Here is an 18,817-nt window from a genome sequence, read left to right as displayed (position 1 = left end):
CGTGCGGCACATGGCAATCCGGGCAGGTTGCACGCACGCCGCTGCGGTTGTTGTAGTGCACCGTCTGCATGTACTCCTGATACACATTGTTGCGCATCTCATGGCAGCCAATGCAGAACTGCTCGCGGTTGGTCATCTCCATTGCGGTATTAAAACCGCCCCAGAAAATAATCCCACCGGCAAAACCCAAAATCAGCAGCGTGCCGAGTGCTAAGCGGCTGGGGCGTCGCCACCAGCGCCAGATGCGTAATAATCTCTGTTTCATTGATAACCTCACTGCCCAAAGCCGTTAGCCGGTTTAAAGGTGTTCTCCACCACCGGTTTGGCATCGGTCTGCGGGACGTGGCACTGCAAACAGAAGTAGCGACGCGGCGATACCGTGCTGCTCACCAGACCATCGCGATCGGTGAAGTGTGTTGGACTCACGCGCGGTGCGCCGGTGGTCAGGTAACTTTGCGTGCCGTGGCACTGCAGGCAGCGGTTGACGTTTTTCGTCACCTGGTAGCCATCAACGCTGTGCGGGATCACCGGCGGCTGATTCACGTAGTTCAGCGGTTTGCGGCTCTGCTCTTTCGGCTGATGGATGGTGCCCTGCTGCGTGGCAGTGACTTCCGGGGATGATGTGAGATCCACGCCATGGCCCGCGTAAACCACGCCGCCCAGCATCAGGGCGGCAGCAGTGATAAGAGTGAATAACGGTTTCATTGCATCCTGCCTTAGATTTTGACCAGCTTAACGGCGCATTTTTTGTAATCGGTCTGCTTCGATAGCGGATCGGTGGCATCCAGCGTGACGTTGTTGGCCAGCACGCCAGCATCAAAGAACGGCATAAACACCAGCCCTTTTGGCGGTTGATTACGTCCGCGCGTTTCGACCGTGGCGACGGTTTCGCCACGGCGTGATACCACGCGGACCTTCTCACCACGGCGGAAACCGCGATCTTTGGCGTCCAGCGGATGGATATACAGCAGCGCCTGCGGCACGGCACGATGCAGCTCCGGCACACGACGCGTCATGGTGCCGGTGTGCCAGTGTTCCAGCACGCGGCCGGTACAGAACCACATATCGTACTCGGTGTCCGGTGCTTCAGCGGGCGGCTCATACGGCAGGGCAAAAATGGTGGCTTTGCCATCTGGTTTGCCATAGAAACGCACGCCCTCGCCCGCTTTGACGTAGCTGTCAAAGCCTTCGCGGTAGCGCCAGCGCGTCTCTTTGCCATTCACCACCGGCCAGCGCAATCCGCGCGCTTCATGATAGGCATCGAATGGCGCCAGATCGTGACCGTGTCCGCGACCAAAGCTGGCATACTCTTCAAACAGGCCTTTTTGGATGTAGAAGCCAAAATCGCGCGCCTCGTCGTTCAGTCGATCGTCGGCCACTTCGCTCAACGGGAATTGATTAACCTGGCCGTTGGCGTACAGCACGTCATACAAGGTTTTATACCGCAGCTCTGGCTGTTGGGCAATCAACGCTTCCGGCCAGACTTCCGCCACGCGGAAACGCTTAGCGAAATTAACCATCTGCCACAGATCCGATTTGGCTTCACCCGGTGCTTTCACCTGTTGGTGCCAGAACTGAGTACGACGCTCGGCGTTGCCGTAAGCACCCTCTTTCTCCACCCACATCGCCGTCGGCAGGATCAAGTCCGCACACAAAGCACTGACGGTGGGATAAGGATCGGACACCACGATAAAGTTGCTTGCATCACGCCAGCCTGGCATGCGCTCCTGCGTCAGGTTCGGGCCCGCCTGCATGTTGTTGTTACACATCACCCAGTACGCATTCAGTTTGCCGTCTTTCAGCGCGCGATCCTGAGCGACCGCATGCAGGCCGATTTTGGCGGGAATGGTGCCCTGCGGCAGCTTCCACAGTTTCTCAGCCGTCGCACGGTGCTTATCGTTATTCACCACCATGTCTGCGGGCAGGCGATGCGAGAAGGTGCCGACTTCACGTGCGGTTCCGCACGCGGAGGGTTGCCCGGTGAGCGAGAAGGGACCGGTGCCGGGGCGCGAGATTTTTCCGGTCAGCAGATGGATGTTGTAGCACAGGTTATTGGCCCACACGCCGCGCGTATGTTGATTAAAGCCCATGGTCCAGTAGGAGACCACGTTGATGTTTGGGTCGGCATAGAGTTCGGCCAGCGCAATCAGCTGATCCTGTTCTACACCGCTCATCTCACTGGCTTTCTCTACCGTGTATTCGGCAACGAATTTGGCGTACTCGTCGAAGCTGATCGGTGTCGATTCGCCGCTATCCGGGTTTTTCGCTGAGGCCTGACGCGGATCGCTTGGGCGCAATCCATAGCCGATATCCGTGACGCCTTTACGTAGCGTCACGTGATTCTGCAGAAAGGTTTTATCGACTTTGTTGTTCTGAATGATGTAGTTGGCGATGAAGTTAAGAATCGCCAAATCGCTTTGCGGCGTAAACACCATGCCGTTATCAGCCAGTTCAAAACTGCGATGACGGTAGGTAGAGAGCACGGCGACTTTAACATTGTCATCGCTCAGGCGACGGGCCGTCAGGCGTGACCAGAGAATCGGATGCATCTCGGCCATGTTCGAGCCCCACAGCACAAAGGCATCGGCCACTTCGATGTCATCGTAGCAGCCCATCGGTTCATCCATGCCGAAGGTACGCATAAAGCCCACCACCGCCGAGGCCATGCAGTGACGCGCATTAGGATCGAGATTATTGGTGCGGAAACCGGCTTTCATCAATTTAGAGGCGGCATACCCTTCCCATACCGTCCATTGACCGGAACCGAACATGCCGATGGATTCAGGCCCGTTGGCTTTTAGCGCCGCTTTGAACTTCTGTTCCATGATGTCGAAGGCCTGATCCCAACTCACCGGGGTAAACTCGCCTTCCTTGTCGTAGTGGCCATCGGTCATGCGCAGCAACGGCTGCGTCAGGCGGTCTTTTCCGTACATGATCTTGGGCAGGAAATAACCTTTGATGCAGTTCAACCCACGGTTTACTTCCGCCTGCGGATCGCCCTGTGAGGCCACCACGCGTCCCTCTTGCGTGCCCACCAGCACGCCACAACCGGTGCCACAAAAACGACACGGCGCCTTTTCCCAGCGGATCGGGGCGCCCAGTGCGGTCACGGCTTTGGTGACGCTGGGAATAGTGAGTCCGGCGGCCACTGCCGCCGCTGCGGCCGCATTGGCCTTCATAAATTCTCGACGACTGACTTTCATGATGCTTCCTTGTGACGATATTCCGTTTCGTCTTGCTGGTGATACACCAGAGAAACGGCCAATACATGCGGGATATTGCGGGTGGCTTCGATGTTATTCAGCAAGGCGCGACTATCAGCAGCACCCAGGGTCACGGCCAGCGTGCCGCGTGCACTGTCTTCGGCGGCGATTTCGCAATCAGAAAGCAACAGCAATGCCTGCTTTACCGCCGGGATGGCGTGAGATCGCGCCTGGATGACCAGACCGCATACGTGCCAACTGCTTTCAGGGAGAATGGAGTGCGTCATGCGCTCACCTCGTTTAGCCAGCTTGAGATGAGGCGTAAAATACCCTGAGCTTTTGCAGGGCTATATCACCCGAAAGGTGTATATCCCGATGTGGGATCAAGGGAAGGACAATTGAAATGAAAACGGGGGCCAAAAGGCCCCCGTTGATGAGAATGGCTGCGATTAACGCGAGCTATCTTCCGCCAGCTTAGCTGCCCCATCATCCTGTTCGTCATGATGATGGTCGTGCTCTTTCATGGCTTCCGCATGCACGCGTTTGCGCACACCGAACCAGCCCAGCACCAGTACCACGGCAATCAGTGGGATGGATGCAATAGTGTAGGTACCGTTTGGATAATCAAACGCCATCAACACCAGCACGCTCACCAGGAACAGCAGCGTCAACCATGAAGTGAACGGTGCCCACGGCAGCTTGAAACTGACGTCTTCCGCTTTACCTTCTTTAATCGCTTTGCGCAGACGCATCTGGCACACCACGATAAAGCCCCAGGAAGAGATGATGCCCAGTGAAGCTACGTTCAGTACGATCTCAAACACCTGCGATGGCACATAGTAGTTGAGCACCACACCGACCACGTACACCGCGATGGTAACGAGGATACCGGCGAACGGCACCTGCTGTTTGCTCATCTTCGACATGAACTGAGGCGCAGAACCGCCCATCGACATGGAGCGCAGAATACGACCGGTGGAGTACAAGCCCGAGTTGAGGCTCGACAACGCTGCGCTCAGCACCACGATGTTCATCACGCTACCAATGTAAGGCACGCCCAGTTTGGAGAAGAAGGTGACAAACGGACTCTGCCCTGCCTGATAGGCGTTCCATGGCAGCAGCAGTACCAGCAGCACCACCGAACCGACGTAGAAGAGACCAATACGCCAGATCACGCTGTTGATGGCTTTAGGCAGCATGGTTTTCGGGTCTTTACACTCCCCGGCCGCGGTGCCCACCAACTCAATCGAGGCGAAGGCAAACACCACGCCTTGCACCAACACCAGCGCCGGCAGCAAGCCGTGCGGGAAGAAACCGCCGTTGTCCGTGATCAGATGGAAGCCGGTGGTATTGCCGTCTAGCGGTTTACCGCTGCCGAGGAACACCACACCGACGATCAGGAACACCACGATCGCCAGCACTTTCACCAATGCGAACCAGAACTCCATTTCGGCGAACCACTTCACGCCGATCATGTTCATGGTACCGACAATCGCCAGAGCGCCGAGAGCAAACACCCACTGCGGCACATCACCAAACGCGCCCCAGTAGTGCATATACAACGCAACTGCGGTGATATCCACGATACCGGTCATCGCCCAGTTAACGAAGTACATCCAGCCTGCCACGTATGACGCTTTTTCCCCGAGGAATTCGCGTGCATAAGAAACAAAGCTGCCGCTTGATGGGCGGTGTAATACCAGTTCGCCCAACGCACGAAGGATAAAGAAGGAGAAGATACCGCACACCAGATAAACCAGTGCCAGAGCAGGACCAGCCATCTGCAAGCGCGCGCCTGCACCAAGGAACAGGCCGGTACCGATGGCACCGCCAATGGCGATCATTTGTACCTGACGGTTACCCATTGCTTTGTGGTAACCGCTGTCGTGGGAATTGAGCCAGCGTCTTTTCGCAGCGCGTTGTTCGGCTGCGGTTTTTTTAGTTGAATTCATAGCTTTCCTGTTTGTCCTGACCATCAATCATCGCCTGACCAATCGTTTGCGTGCGGCGGTGCGAAATGGGGTAAAACCCGCTACCGATACGGCGGAACGATGTCGCGCGGTGAGCCGGGAATTTACGGCGATGAATCCTACCCGTTCTGCATGAACGAAGCAAAAAATACCGTTTGGTTGCACGAGTTGATTTGTAAGAATCGGTCGCGGTGCACAAAAAAACCGGCCAGTGAATGGCCGGTAAAGGGGTGGCTACAGGGAAAAACTACGGGAGGGGATTAACGGTAAATCTCTGCGGTGCCGCTCCACAGGCTGGAATCGCCTGGGTTTTGCACGCCAATTACGCGGTAATGGCTGGCGCCCATATCTTCCGCTTTCTGCGACAGCTGGCGGGTTGCATCATCGATGGAACCGCGAACGCCGCTGATGGAAACGGTACCGCTGCTTTGCAGGTTTTCCGCCTGCTCAGCACTTAAGGGTTGCGCGGCGAAGGCCGTGAAACTTGCGGTGGCAAGCAGTGCAGCAGTCAGAATGGCAATGGGTGTCTTCATCATTTGCTCCTGTTGTCGTCCGTTCATAAAAGTGATTACGCTACAAATTATCAGCGAAGTAATGAAAAGCAGGCACAGCTGGCCGTAAAGCCGTTCAATAATTCGCCAGCTAACGACATGCAATCCAGGGAAAGGTAAAGAGAAGTGGATTTCTCTGCTAAAAGTAACCTGATGTGACGATTCCGGCTCGCTGTCTGCCTGACGCTGCCTTATAATCCCACGCTCTTATAAGGGTTTTATGGTGATAGTGAAACGTCCTGTTACCCGCACCATGGCCCGTGCCCTGAGCGCGATTGTGTTGTTGTCGCTGCTCACCACCGGCTTGGCGCTGTTAACGCTCTCTAGCAGTTTACGTGATGCCGAAGCGGTGAATGTCGCCGGTTCGCTGCGCATGCAAATATACCGCCTCGCCTGGGATAGCACGCGCGATCCGCAGCAGCTGGCGCAGCATATCCAAATCTATCAGCAAACCCTCAGCTCACCGGCTCTGCAGCATCTGGAGCGCCCGTGGGTGCCGAAGGAAGTCGCCAGCCGCTATCGCTATCTGCGCGATAGCTGGCCGCAATTGCAACAAACGCTACAGCCCGAGCGCGCGCAGATCTATCAGCAACGCGTTGCCGGGTACGTCAGTGAAATCGACCGTTTTGTGCTGGCACTGCAACATTACGCCGAACTGAAAATGCATCTGGTGGCGGCCAGCAGCCTGTTCGGCTTTTTGGCGATTGTGGCACTGGCGCTTTGGACCATCCGCTTTATTCGTCGCAACGTGGTGCGACCGCTGGATTCACTGGTCACGGCCAGCCAATACGTTGAGCAGGCGAATTTCAGCTTTCCGCCGTTATCGATTTCCCAACCCACAGAACTCGGCGTGTTAGCTCAAGCCTTTACCACCATGGCCGAACGGCTGCACTCGCACTATCGCCTGCTTGAGCTGGCGGTACGCAATAAAACGGAAGATCTCACCCAAGCCAATCGCACGCTGAAATTACTCTATGAAAGCTCACAGATCCTCACCAGCAGCCCACTGAACCCAGAGTTGTTCCAGGGATTGCTGCGGCTGGTGCAACGTCGTGAAGCGTTGACCGTATTGAGCATCACCAGCGACGGCATTAATTTTCAGGCGGGCGTGGCGGAAGACGATCTCGAATGGCAAAGTTTGCCGTTGCAGCAAGAGGACCAACGACTCGGCGAACTGTGCTGGCAAACGCGGCGAGCGCCTCCTGCCGATGAACTGATGCAAAGCCTGGCCAACATGCTGGCGCGCTCGCTATGGATTTGGCAGACGCAAAAACAGTACCAGCAGATGCTATTAATAGAAGAGCGATCGACTATCGCGCGTGAGCTGCATGATTCGCTGGCGCAGTCGCTCTCTTTCCTGCGCATTCAGCTCACGCTGCTGCGCCGCAATGTCGATAATACCCAGCCTCAGGCGCAATCCATTATTGCCGAATTTGATCGCGCATTGGCCGAGGCCTATCAGCAGCTACGCGAATTGCTCACCACCTTCCGACTGACCATTGAACAGGCGGATTTAGTGCAGGCGATGCAGGCCATGATCGCCCCGCTGCAGGAACAATCGCAGGCCGCGATCACCTTCGATTATCAATCGGGCCTGCAAACGCTGGATGCGCAACAGCAGGTACATGTGCTGCAGATTGCACGTGAAGCCCTGCTGAACGCCATTCGTCACGCACAGGCGCAGCAAATCCATATTTTTTATCAGCGCGATGAAGACGCATTCCATTTGCTGACGATTGAAGATGACGGTTGCGGCATCCGTAGCCTGGAAGAACCTCCAGGCCATTACGGTCTGACGATAATGGCGGAGCGCGCTGCCCGGCTTTCTGGCAGCTTACTGATTACTCCGCAGACGCGTGGCACGCGCGTTACGCTGCGTTTCCCACCGCGACCGGCACACCGGCTGGCTTAACGCGATACACTTATGTTGAATGGACTTTGACTGGAGAATTTATGGCCCCCTCTTCCCTGACTATTATGATCGTTGACGATCATCCGCTGATGCGTCGTGGCATCCGCCAACTGCTGGCACTGGAACCACGTCTGGAAGTGGTGGCCGAAGCCAACAACGGTACAGAAGCGCTGGCTGAAGCACGTCGCCTCTCGCCCGATGTGATATTGCTCGATCTGAACATGAAAGGCATGTCGGGTTTAGATACCCTGAAAGCCCTGCGCCATGAAGGGATCGCTTCGCGCATATTGGTGCTGACCGTTTCCGACGCACGCAATGATATTTACGCCATGGTCGATGCCGGCGCTGATGGCTATTTGCTGAAAGACAGTGAGCCGGAATTATTGCTGGCGCAGGTCATGCGCGGTGCAATGGGTGAGAATGTGTTTAGTGAAGTGGTGGCAGAATATCTGGCAACGCGCCAGCCGAGCGCCAATCCTTTCAAACAACTCACCGAGCGTGAACTGGATGTATTGCAGGAAGTGGCGCGCGGGTTATCTAATAAAGAGATTGCCGCCACCTTGCATATTTCCGAAGAAACGGTAAAAGTGCACATCCGCAATCTGCTGCGTAAACTGGACGTTCGTTCACGCGTCGCCGCCACAGTGCTCTGGCTCGAGAGCCGCAATGTGTAGCAGCGCACAGAAAACCAGCACGACATTTACACTTTCTCCATAATTTATCCACGATTCTCTAATTTGCGCCGCGTACAGTAGGCAGCATCAGGAGTTTTTGGGATAGCACCTTGCACTCCGCCGACGTGAAGCCGACTGCGCTTCACGTTTTACATAATAAAAGTAAAAAATACGCAGCTGAGGAGTGTCGGTTCCATGTCGAATTTTTTTATCGACCGCCCCATTTTTGCCTGGGTTTTGGCTATTTTGCTTTGTCTGTGCGGCACACTAGCGATCATTTCCCTGCCCATTGAGCAGTATCCCGATCTCGCACCGCCTAACGTGCGTATTACTGCCAACTATCCCGGTGCTTCTGCGGAAACGCTCGAGAATACCGTCACCCAGGTTATCGAACAGAACATGACCGGCATCGATAACCTGATGTATATGTCTTCTAACAGTAGTAATACCGGTCAGGCGCAAATCACCCTCACCTTTACCGCTGGCACCAATCCTGATGAAGCCCGCCAGCAGGTACAAAACCAGCTGCAATCCGCACTGCGTAAATTACCCGCCGCCGTTCAATCTCAGGGCGTCACGGTGAATAAAACCGGTGACAGCAATATCCTGATGATTGCGTTTGTCTCTACCGACGGAAGTATGGACAAACAGGATATTTCAGATTATGTCGCCAGTAACATTCAGGATCCGCTGAGCCGCATCGATGGTGTGGGTCAGGTTGACGCCTATGGTTCGCAATACGCGATGCGTATCTGGCTCGATCCTAACAAGCTGATTGCCTATGCGCTGACCACCGATGACGTGGTGACGGCGATTGAATCGCAGAACACCCAGGTGGCGGTCGGCCAGGTTGGCGGCTTGCCATCGGTGGATAAACAAGCGCTCAATGCCACCGTCAATGCGCAGTCGATGTTGCAAACCCCAGAGCAGTTCAAAGCCATTACGCTGAAAACCAACAGTGACGGCTCGGTGGTGACGCTGGGCGATGTGGCTGACGTGGCGATGGGGGCGGAAAAATACGACTTCCTCAGCCGCTACAACGGTCAGGCGGCGTCCGGTCTCGGTATTAAGCTGGCGTCCGGCGCCAACGAAATGAACACCGATAAGCTGGTGCGCGCACGTGTGGAAGAGTTGTCACACTACTTCCCGCACGGGCTGGAAGCCAAAATCGCCTACGAAACTACGCCGTTTGTGAAAGCCTCGATCACCGACGTGGTGAAAACGCTGCTGGAAGCGATTTTGCTGGTGTTCCTGGTGATGTATCTGTTCCTGCAGAACTTCCGCGCCACGCTGATTCCGACCATTGCCGTACCGGTGGTGCTGCTCGGCACCTTCGCGGTGCTGTATGCCTGCGGATTCAGTATCAACACGCTCACCATGTTCGCCATGGTGCTCGCCATCGGCCTGCTGGTGGATGACGCCATCGTGGTGGTGGAGAACGTTGAACGCATCATGAGTGAGGAAGGACTTTCACCGCGCGCCGCCACGCGAAAATCGATGGGACAGATCCAGGGGGCGCTGGTGGGTATTGCGCTGGTGCTGTCGGCGGTATTCGTACCGATGGCCTTCTTCGGCGGCACCGTGGGCGCTATCTATCGCCAGTTCTCGATCACCATCGTGTCGGCGATGGTGTTGTCGGTGTTGGTGGCGATGATTTTGACGCCAGCCCTGTGCTCAACGCTGCTCAAACCTCTTGAACAAGGCCATCATCATGGACGTCGCGGCTTCTTTGGCTGGTTTAACCGCAACTTTAATGCCAGCGCGGAACGCTACGAACGCGGAGTCGCGCGTATCTTGATGAAGGGCGGGCGCTGGCTGGTGCTCTATCTCGGCATCATCGGCGTAATGGCGTTTCTGTTTATCAAGCTGCCGACCTCGTTCCTGCCGCTGGAAGACCGGGGCGTATTCCTGACGCAGGTGCAGCTGCCGCCGGGCGCGACCTTGCAGCAGACCTCCAACGTGGTGGCGAAAGTTGAAAACTATTACATGACCGCCGAGAAAGACAACGTGCTGTCGGTGTTCTCAACCATCGGTGCCGGTCCGGGTGGTAACGGCCAAAACGTGGCGCGCCTGTTTGTACGCCTGAAAAACTGGGAAGAGCGTCCAGGCAGCGATCGTACCTCATTCGCCATCATCGATCGCGCCACCAAAGCCTTCCATAAAATCAAAGAGGGCCGCGTGATCGCCAGCAGCCCACCGGCGATTACCGGCATGGGCAGCTCCTCCGGTTTTGATATGGAATTGCAGGATCACGGCGGCATTGGTCATACCCAGTTGATGGCAATGCGTGACAAGCTGCTGGAGTTGGCTGACAGCAATCCGGCCCTCTCTCGCGTGCGTCACAACGGTCTGGATGACAGCCCGCAGCTGCAAATTGATGTCGATCAGCGCAAAGCGCAGGCGCTGGGCGTTTCGCTCGACACCATTAATGACACGCTGACCACCGCATGGGGCTCAACCTATGTGAATGACTTCCTCGATCGCGGCCGCGTGAAGAAGGTGTATGTGCAGGCCGCAGCGGAATTCCGCATGCTGCCAGGCGATATCAACAAATGGTACGTTCGCAACAGTAGCGGCACTATGGTGCCCTTCTCCGCCTTCGCCACCAGCCGTTGGGAAACCGGTTCGCCGCGTCTGGAACGTTACAACGGCTACTCTTCACTGGAGATCGTCGGCGAGGCCGCCAATGGCGTCAGTAGCGGCACCGCGATGGATGTGATGGAGAAACTGGTGGGGCAACTGCCGTTAGGCGTTGGCTTCCAGTGGACCGGAGCCTCTTATCAGGAACGTCTCTCCGGTTCACAGGCACCTGCGCTGTATGCGATTTCGCTACTGGTGGTATTCCTGTGTCTGGCGGCGCTGTATGAGAGCTGGTCGATTCCGTTCTCCGTGATGCTGGTGGTGCCACTTGGCGTGGTGGGTGCGCTGGTGGCAACCTGGATGCGCGGACTCGAGAACGACGTGTACTTCCAGGTTGGCTTGCTCACCGTGATTGGCTTGTCGGCGAAGAACGCCATCCTGATCGTGGAATTCGCCAATGAGATCAACAGCAAAGGACGTGAGCTGATGGAGGCGACGCTGGAGGCTTCACGTCAGCGTCTGCGCCCGATTCTGATGACGTCGCTGGCCTTTATCTTCGGCGTGCTGCCGATGGCGATCAGCAGCGGGGCGGGTTCCGGCAGCCAGCATGCGGTCGGAACGGGCGTCATGGGCGGCATGATCTCCGCGACGATATTAGCGATTTTCTTCGTGCCGCTGTTCTTTGTGCTGGTGCGTCGTCGCTTCCCGTTAAAAGAGAAGTCACACGATTAAAGCCTAAAATAAAACGGGGCCGCGATATTCGCAGCCCCGTTGTTATTTGGATTGAATTACAGCAAGTTGGGAGTGCCCTGCTTTTCTCTTCGCGATTACTTACTACGTAACATCGCTTCAATAAATTCTTTCCAGTTCCCCAATTCGGTGTCGACCATCATACCCTCTCTTATTGTAGTGGTGATTCTACGCCGATTTTTTCTACAGGTGAATACGTTTCCACCACTCAACACTATCGGCAAAAGCGCAAAAAACCTTCAATTTGTCGAAAATGCGTACTGACGCACATTTCAGCAAGCCGTTAACACCACAGGGAAAAATCACCTGCGTTATCGGGTAGCACATTTTTCCAATTAGGATAATTCTTAGGAGGCTGATGATGCCACCAGGAACTATTCAGGACGTTAATGAAAACGTTTACTGGACCTAATTAATAGAATTGATAACGCTGAAATTATCATTAAAAAACAAATAAAACGCAGCGCCTAACGCCGCAGAGGTCACAGCCAGCAGAGCGCTATGGTAAACTCGCGCTTTATTTTTCACAGGATGGGAACAGGCGATGACAGCGCAGTGGGTGATGTACGGAATTAAAAATTGCGACACCATAAAAAAAGCACGCAACTATTTAGCAGAATCCGGCACCGACTATCGTTTTCACGATTATCGCGTGGATGGCATCGATGACGCGCTACTGCAATCGTTTATCGATCAGCTTGGCTATGAAGTGCTGCTCAATACGCGCGGTACCACCTGGCGTAATCTGCCAGAAGCGGAGCGTGCAGCCGTCACCGATGCGGCCAGCGCGAAAGCCGTGATGCTCGCCCAGCCTGCCATTATCAAACGTCCGGTATTGTCTGCGCCAAATGGCGACTTGCTTGTCGGTTTTAAAGATTCCCTTTATCACGCGTTTATCCAGGAGAAGTCATAACATGTTCTGTCCGGTCATTGAGCTGGCTCAGCAGCTAATTCGTCGTCCGTCACTGAGTCCGGATGATGCCGGTTGTCAGGCGCTGTTAGTGGCACGTCTGGAAGCGATTGGCTTTACGGTCGAACAGATGCACATCGGCGATACCCTGAACTTCTGGGCCACACGTGGTCAGGGCGAAACTCTGGCGTTTGCCGGTCACACCGATGTGGTGCCGCCGGGTGATGCCAATCGCTGGATCAGCCCGCCGTTTGAGCCTTCGATTCGTGATGGCATGCTGTTTGGTCGTGGTGCCGCGGACATGAAAGGATCGCTGGCGGCGATGGTGGTGGCTGCAGAACGTTTTGTCGCGGCTAATCCTCAGCACAAAGGGCGTCTGGCGTTTCTGATCACGTCCGATGAAGAAGCCAGCGCGGTTAACGGCACGGTGAAAGTGGTTGAGCGTTTGATGGCGCGCAACGAGCGCATGGATTACTGCCTGGTGGGCGAGCCTTCCAGTACCGAAATCGTTGGCGACGTGGTGAAAAACGGTCGTCGCGGTTCGATGACCGCCAATCTCACCCTCCACGGTGTGCAGGGCCACGTGGCCTATCCGCATCTGGCCGATAACCCGGTGCATCGCGCGATGCCAGCCCTGAATGAGCTGGTGGCCACCGAATGGGATCAGGGCAACGAATTCTTCCCGCCCACCAGCATGCAGATTGCCAACGTGCAGGCCGGCACCGGCAGTAATAACGTGATCCCCGGTGAATTTTTCGTGCAGTTCAACTTCCGCTTTAGCACCGAACTCACCGATCAGATGATCAAAGAGCGCGTGGCCGCCCTGCTGGATCGCCATCAGCTGCGTTACACGCTGGAGTGGAATGTTTCCGGCCAGCCGTTCCTGACCTCACGCGGCAAACTGGTTGATGCCGTGGTAAATGCTGTCGCGCACTATAATGAGATTAAGCCACAGTTACTGACCACAGGCGGCACCTCTGACGGACGCTTTATCGCGCGGATGGGTGCGCAGGTTGTGGAACTGGGCCCGGTGAATGCCACCATTCATAAAATCAATGAGTGCGTGAAAGCGTCAGATTTGCAGATGCTGAGTCGTATGTACCAGCGCATCATGGAACAGCTGATCGCTTAAGTAAGCACGCTAAAGGAGCAATGGGATGGAATTCTTTAAAGAGTACTGGTGGATCTTAGTGATCCTGCTGATGGTTGGTATTTTAATTAACGTTTATAAAGACTTAAAACGTATCGATCATAAAAAGTTTATGGATAATAAACCGGATTTACCACCGCATCGCGACTTTAACGATAAATGGGATGATGACGACGACTGGCCGAAGAAAAAATAATTGCGGTTGATCTCCTCCCTGTAACGTAGCGGCGTGATGCGCCGCGCATCTGATAGCGAAGTCGCTATAGAATTGCGCGATTAATCTCGCCGTTACGTTAAGAGCAACCCTCGCTGTTCAACCATCACATCATCATGATGACATCATCATCGCCCGGTTTAGCCCCGCTGAGCGCCTCGTCGAAGTAGCGACGCGGAATGGTATAACGCAGATGATTCAACGCCAGTTGCATGCTGCGATCATCAATGGCATGCGGCAAATCGTCCACCACATCCAGCGTCACATCCCCACCCAGTGCGGTTAACCGTTGCATTGCGGCTTCGGCATGCTCCAGCGGGATCTGATCATCATAATCACCGTGGATCAGATGAATGGTATTACGAGAGCTGACGCGCTCCGGCAGCGTGCTGTAACGACCGCTAAACACAATCGCGCGTCCTGCCAGATCGGCATGGGCTTTGACGCCTTCCAGTACCATGGTGCCGCCCTGCGAAAAGCCGACCAGCGCGGTAGCTTCCGGCCGGACACCCGATGCCTGCTGCCAGTGACGCACCGATTCCACAAACATCGGCATCACGGCATTCACGCCCTGCTGTTCCGAGCGGTCATGCGCGGGAATATCCGCAAACCATTGGCGACCCTGCGGCTCACTAGCCGGATAGGGCGAACCCACTGAGACAACGAATGCCTCCGGAAACGCTTTGGCGAACCAGTTGCCGACTTGCGCCATCGAATCAGGATTGTCATTCACGCCGTGATACAGCAAAAACAGCTGCGCAGCGTGTGTCGGTTGCTGAACAATTACATATCGTAGTGCCATAAGATCCTCCTCAAATCACTATACGCCGCTGAGGCGAGAGTGATATTGGGAAAATTTGAACGAGATAATGGATTTATTGCAACGATGCCAACTGCTGCTGCCACTGTTCCGCCCGGCTGGCATCACACTGAATCAATGCTTCAGCCGTCTCCTGGCGTAAGCGTTGCACCAGAGCTTTGCGACCACTGAGTCCCGCTTGCTGCGCTACAGCACTCAACGCTTGTTTTTGCACAAGTATGGCTTCAAGCAGCGGTTGCGAGGAGGCTCGCACCAGGCGCTGCAACGCGGCATAGCTCGCCTCATAAGGCCGTTGCGCCCAGGCAAATCCTGCCAGCAGCGGCCAGTCATCCTCGCTCAGTGTCTGAGAGTGATCGGTCGTCTTGAAGGGAACATCAATAATGTCACGCAACCACACCGCGTCACGCGCAAATCGCTGTGCCGCTTGCTGCTGCAGTTGTTCTCCGGCAGGCGTTAAGGGACGTATCGCCATCGCCGCATAGCAGCCACTGCTGGCTTCACGCTGTGAGCCGATGCGTACCAGAGTAAAGCCACAACGCTGCCAGAACTGCCAGAGCGATTCGGTATAGCCAAAACTCACCGAGAGGAAATCGCATCCTTCCGCCTGCTGCTGTGCCATGGCCACCAACGCGCTGCCAATACCGCGCTGTCGTTGTGCGGCTAACACGGCAATGCGACTGATACGCTGCGAGCGCAAGGTGGCGGCTTCGGCAAATCCCGCATGGGCTGCCAGTGACTGTGCGACCAGATTGCCGCGCGGACGGCGCAACCCCGCCCAGACGGCATCAGCCAGCGGCTTGTCTAACTCCCCCTCTTCCACCAGCCACAGTGCGCCGACAATGTTTTCTGGCGTGCCTGCCAGCCAGAAGCGCATGCCGGGGGCATCCAGCATGCGCCGCAGGTCAATGGGAGAAGTGCGATAGTGGGCGCTCGCCAGCAGACGGTAGCCCGCTTCCAGTGCTCCTTGCTCTGGCGTAGCGGGGAAAATCGTTAGCTCGCCGTTAGGTCCGCTTTCTATCGCATCCTCAAACAGCAGCGCATGGCTTAGCCACTGCTCCAGCGGATCGTGCACTGACCAGCGCAAGGGTTCATCGAGCTGGAAATATTGTACCTGTGGCAAGGTAGCGCAGAAACGCAGCATAAAACCGCGCCCGGTGCCCTCGTAACCCTGCACGGTGGTGATCATCAGCACACGAGGGAAACGCTGCACAAACTGCTGCAACAACGGTGCTGGAATGGCGGCCGCTTCATCAACGATCAGCCACTGCACTGACGGCTCAGCGTCCATCGCGAGAATGGCATCCGGCGCCATAAAACGAAAATGTTCACCGGCAAACGCTGCCAGCACCTCAGTGGAAACTTTGGCCGGTGCCGTCACCAGGCACTGCTGATTATGCTTGGCCAGCATCCCGGCCAGCGCCGATTTGCCACGTCCACGTGCAGCCGTGATCACCGCCACGCCGGAGGGCATCTTAAGCAGCTGTTGCAGGATCCGCGCCTGCTGCTGTGGAGCCTGACAGTGCCACTCGGGTAAGTCCAGTAAGGCAGGTGTACGCGCAGGCTGGTGTGGGTGCTGTAATTCGGGTGCGCGCTCAGGTTGATGCTGATGCAGTAATTCAGATGCGCGCTCAGGTTGATGCTGATGCAGTAATCCGGATTCGCGCGCAGGCTGGTGTTGCTGCAGCAATTCGGGTGCGAGCTCATGCTCATGCTGGTACTGATGCTGATGCTGATGCTGATGCTGATGCTGATGCAGCAATATGACCTGCGGATCCTGTTCAATCAGCTGCTGCAGATGGTGAATAAAATGAGGCGTGGCGATCGGTTCGCCGACATCGGCCCAGCGCAGGCTGTCGCAGTCCGGTTGCGTGGCCCAGTCTTGCCACGGCGGCGTCAGTAACAACAACCAGCTTCCCGCACGCAACGTGCCCGCTAACGCCGCAAAGGCCTCCGCATGGAAACCGCTGCGCGCATCGAAAATCGCATGCTGGAATTCACGACCCAGCAGCGTGCGCAGAGCTGCAGGCGCCACGCGCTGGGGTAAATCATCGCTGTCGCTCAGCGTGGGCCAGTCGCCGGTCAGCGCTGCACGCCACTCCATTGCCTGCTGCAACGCCCAGTCAGCTTCACCGGCGATCACACACAAGCGACGAATGCCCGCTCGCTGCATCGCGGCGGTGATATCAACTAACGACATCAGTTGGCGGCGAAGGTGTTGCAGTCGCCCGGGTTTCCGCTGTCAAAACCGCGTTTGAACCAGGTATAGCGTTGTTGTGAAGTGCCGTGTGTGAAGCTATCCGGCACCACGCGGCCCTGGCTTTTCTGCTGCAATCGGTCATCACCAATCGCTTCTGCGGTATCCAGCGCTTTCTTGAGGTCGCCCACTTCCAGCATATTTTGCTGCTGCACATAATGGCCCCACACGCCGGCAAAGCAGTCTGCCTGCAACTCCATTTTCACCGACAGCTGATTGGCCTGTGTCTGAGTGGCACCCTGCTGCATCTGACGTACTTTCGGCTCGATGCCCAGCAGTTTCTGGATGTGATGGCCGACTTCATGGGCAATCACATAGCCCTGCGCAAAGTCACCGCCTGCACCCAGCTTGGTTTTCATATCATCGTAAAACGACAGATCGATATAGACGGTTTGATCCGCCGGACAGTAAAACGGCCCCATCGCCGACTGGCCAGTGCCGCAGCTGGTTGAGGTGTAGTTGCGGTACATCACCAGCTTAGGTGGCACATACTGTTTGCCCATTTTCTGGAACAACGTGCCCCAGGTCTCTTCGGTGGTGGCGAGAATCACCTTAGTGAATTTGGCATCCTCATTATCCTGCGCAGAGTTCACCGGGCGCTGTTGCTGTTGTGTCACCGGCGTGCCGCCTTCCAGCAGCGCGGTGAGGTCGTAACCGTAATAACCCGCCACGGCCACCACAATCAGCAGAATGATGCCGCCCTTGCCGCGTGGAATGCGGATTTGCCGACCGCCGCCGCCCAATCCGGGTGAATCATTGCGACGATCTTCTACATTGTCGCTTTCACGACGACCTTGCCAGCGCATGGCTCGCTCCTGTTAAAAGGTTTTGCATGATTTTAGTTGGCGGCATCGCTAATCACCAGCGTTGCGGCGTTAGCGTCGCGAGATTGAGAGAAAGGAGGCGTATTAAACAACGTGCAGGCAGGGTAGAAACAGAAAAGGCCGCCAACGATGACGACCTTTCACTTATGACGACCCCCTGATTACCGTGCGCTGGAATGCGCACCGAAAAGGCATCGCTGAAGACTTAATCCAGTTTAACACCCAGACGGTGCGCCACTTCTTCATAGGCTTCGATCAGACCGCCGAGGCTCTGACGGAAACGGTCTTTGTCCATTTTGTCCATGGTTTCTTTGTCCCACAGACGCGCGCCGTCTGGCGAAAATTCATCGCCCAACGTCACTTCACCATTGAACAGACCAAACTCCAGCTTGAAGTCGACCAGGATCAGACCGGCGTCATCAAACAGTTTGCTCAGTACGTCGTTGGCTTTGAAAGTCAGTTCCTGCATACGCGCCAGATTGGCCTTGCTGACCCAGCCAAAGGTCTCGCAGTAGGATTCGTTGACCATCGGGTCGTGTTTGGCGTCATCTTTCAGGAAGAGATCAAACAGCGGTGGATTGAGCAACATGCCCTCTTCCACGCCCAGACGTTTTACCAGCGATCCTGCCGCACGGTTGCGCACTACGCACTCCACCGGCACCATCTCCAGCTTTTTGACCAGCGCTTCGTTATCCGACAGCAGCGCTTCCATCTGGGTCGGAATGCCCGCTTCCTGCAATTTGGTCATAATGAAATGGTTGAACTTGTTGTTCACCATTCCTTTGCGATCAAATTGCTCGATTCGTGCACCGTCTCCTGCTGACGTATCGTTGCGGAATTCAAGTACCAGCAGATCCGGATTATCGGTGCTGTATACGGTTTTCGCTTTACCGCGATACAACTCAGCTCGCTTTTGCATCTCATTAACTCCAAACATGAAAGAACCCGTGTTCAGCGGTGTTTCACCGCGCGATGACTGCCTGACGCAATCGTTTACTTCGCCGG

The 18,817-nt window shown here is 55.8% G+C and carries 17 protein-coding genes; 6 read left to right on the top strand and 11 right to left on the bottom strand.

What is annotated here, in order from left to right; translation table 11 throughout:
* From RT340_RS06925 to RT340_RS06900, 6 genes are all read right to left on the bottom strand, one after another.
* Positions 1–265, bottom strand: a 265-nt coding sequence (locus tag RT340_RS06925) for a NapC/NirT family cytochrome c (protein WP_313374978.1), incomplete at its 3' end; no start/stop codon positions are given.
* An 8-nt stretch (positions 266–273) separates the two neighbouring features.
* Positions 274–705 carry a nitrate reductase cytochrome c-type subunit gene (gene napB, locus RT340_RS06920; RefSeq protein WP_097118574.1) on the bottom strand — a complete coding sequence of 144 codons (432 nt, stop codon included), beginning with the start codon at positions 703–705 and terminating at the stop codon, positions 274–276.
* A gap of 11 nt (positions 706–716) precedes the next feature.
* Positions 717–3,203 carry a nitrate reductase catalytic subunit NapA gene (napA, locus tag RT340_RS06915; protein ID WP_313374973.1) on the bottom strand — a complete coding sequence of 829 codons (2,487 nt, stop codon included), beginning with the start codon at positions 3,201–3,203 and terminating at the stop codon, positions 717–719.
* Complete coding sequence (locus tag RT340_RS06910) at positions 3,200–3,490, bottom strand: chaperone NapD (RefSeq protein WP_045814879.1); 291 nt, start codon at positions 3,488–3,490, stop codon at positions 3,200–3,202. Before RT340_RS06910 ends, napA begins: the two co-directional genes overlap by 4 nt.
* 162 nt (positions 3,491–3,652) lie before the next feature.
* The gene (gene ansP / locus RT340_RS06905; RefSeq protein ID WP_097118576.1) at positions 3,653–5,155 is read right to left on the bottom strand and encodes an L-asparagine permease; all 1,503 of its coding nucleotides are present in this window, start codon (positions 5,153–5,155) and stop codon (positions 3,653–3,655) included.
* A gap of 278 nt (positions 5,156–5,433) precedes the next feature.
* Positions 5,434–5,706 carry a YdgH/BhsA/McbA-like domain containing protein gene (locus tag RT340_RS06900; protein ID WP_058959094.1) on the bottom strand — a complete coding sequence of 91 codons (273 nt, stop codon included), beginning with the start codon at positions 5,704–5,706 and terminating at the stop codon, positions 5,434–5,436.
* Positions 5,707–5,947: 241 nt separating this feature from the next.
* Here RT340_RS06900 and narQ point away from each other — a divergent pair, with 241 nt between their 5' ends.
* From narQ to acrD, 3 genes are all read left to right on the top strand, one after another.
* Positions 5,948–7,636 carry a nitrate/nitrite two-component system sensor histidine kinase NarQ gene (narQ, locus tag RT340_RS06895; RefSeq protein WP_283215491.1) on the top strand — a complete coding sequence of 563 codons (1,689 nt, stop codon included), beginning with the start codon at positions 5,948–5,950 and terminating at the stop codon, positions 7,634–7,636.
* A 41-nt stretch (positions 7,637–7,677) separates the two neighbouring features.
* A complete protein-coding gene (locus RT340_RS06890; RefSeq protein WP_058959096.1) occupies positions 7,678–8,310 on the top strand; it encodes a response regulator in 633 nt (210 codons plus the stop codon).
* 195 nt (positions 8,311–8,505) lie between these two features.
* The gene (gene acrD, locus RT340_RS06885; RefSeq protein ID WP_034825785.1) at positions 8,506–11,622 is read left to right on the top strand and encodes a multidrug efflux RND transporter permease AcrD; all 3,117 of its coding nucleotides are present in this window, start codon (positions 8,506–8,508) and stop codon (positions 11,620–11,622) included.
* A gap of 95 nt (positions 11,623–11,717) precedes the next feature.
* Here acrD and ypfM read toward each other — a convergent pair whose 3' ends face one another.
* The gene (ypfM, locus tag RT340_RS22585; RefSeq protein WP_141399026.1) at positions 11,718–11,780 is read right to left on the bottom strand and encodes a protein YpfM; all 63 of its coding nucleotides are present in this window, start codon (positions 11,778–11,780) and stop codon (positions 11,718–11,720) included.
* 404 nt (positions 11,781–12,184) lie between these two features.
* Between ypfM and RT340_RS06880 the strand changes: the two genes are divergently transcribed.
* Genes RT340_RS06880 through RT340_RS06870 form a run of 3 tightly spaced genes read left to right on the top strand, consistent with a single transcriptional unit; the run spans position 12,185 to position 13,896 of the window.
* Positions 12,185–12,553 (top strand): ArsC family reductase, encoded by a 369-nt coding sequence (locus RT340_RS06880; protein WP_034825783.1) that lies wholly within the window; start codon positions 12,185–12,187, stop codon positions 12,551–12,553.
* Between the two features lies 1 nt (position 12,554).
* On the top strand, positions 12,555–13,682 hold the full coding sequence (gene dapE / locus RT340_RS06875; protein ID WP_160834309.1) for a succinyl-diaminopimelate desuccinylase: 1,128 nt from the start codon (positions 12,555–12,557) through the stop codon (positions 13,680–13,682).
* Between the two features lie 25 nt (positions 13,683–13,707).
* Positions 13,708–13,896 carry a YpfN family protein gene (locus tag RT340_RS06870; protein ID WP_313374966.1) on the top strand — a complete coding sequence of 63 codons (189 nt, stop codon included), beginning with the start codon at positions 13,708–13,710 and terminating at the stop codon, positions 13,894–13,896.
* Positions 13,897–14,020: 124 nt separating this feature from the next.
* Here the strand turns inward: RT340_RS06870 and ypfH are convergent, their stop codons facing one another.
* The 4 genes from ypfH to purC all read right to left on the bottom strand — a co-directional run bounded on the left by ypfH (position 14,021) and on the right by purC (position 18,731).
* Entirely contained in the window at positions 14,021–14,716 is a 696-nt protein-coding gene (gene ypfH / locus RT340_RS06865) for an esterase (RefSeq protein ID WP_097118581.1), read from the bottom strand.
* Positions 14,717–14,789: 73 nt separating this feature from the next.
* Entirely contained in the window at positions 14,790–16,931 is a 2,142-nt protein-coding gene (locus tag RT340_RS06860) for a GNAT family N-acetyltransferase (RefSeq protein ID WP_313374963.1), read from the bottom strand.
* Positions 16,931–17,794 carry a neutral zinc metallopeptidase gene (locus RT340_RS06855; RefSeq protein ID WP_058959102.1) on the bottom strand — a complete coding sequence of 288 codons (864 nt, stop codon included), beginning with the start codon at positions 17,792–17,794 and terminating at the stop codon, positions 16,931–16,933. Before RT340_RS06855 ends, RT340_RS06860 begins: the two co-directional genes overlap by 1 nt.
* A gap of 223 nt (positions 17,795–18,017) precedes the next feature.
* Positions 18,018–18,731, bottom strand: coding sequence for a phosphoribosylaminoimidazolesuccinocarboxamide synthase (gene purC / locus RT340_RS06850; protein WP_034825771.1), 714 nt, complete (start codon positions 18,729–18,731; stop codon positions 18,018–18,020).
* Positions 18,732–18,817: the final 86 nt, after the last annotated feature.

This window comes from Pantoea sp. CTOTU50773 (genome assembly GCF_032082325.1).
GTDB lineage: Bacteria > Pseudomonadota > Gammaproteobacteria > Enterobacterales > Enterobacteriaceae > Pantoea > Pantoea communis.
The sequence above is the reverse complement of the archived record's forward strand: the minus strand, read 5'-3'. Positions and strand labels throughout refer to the sequence as shown.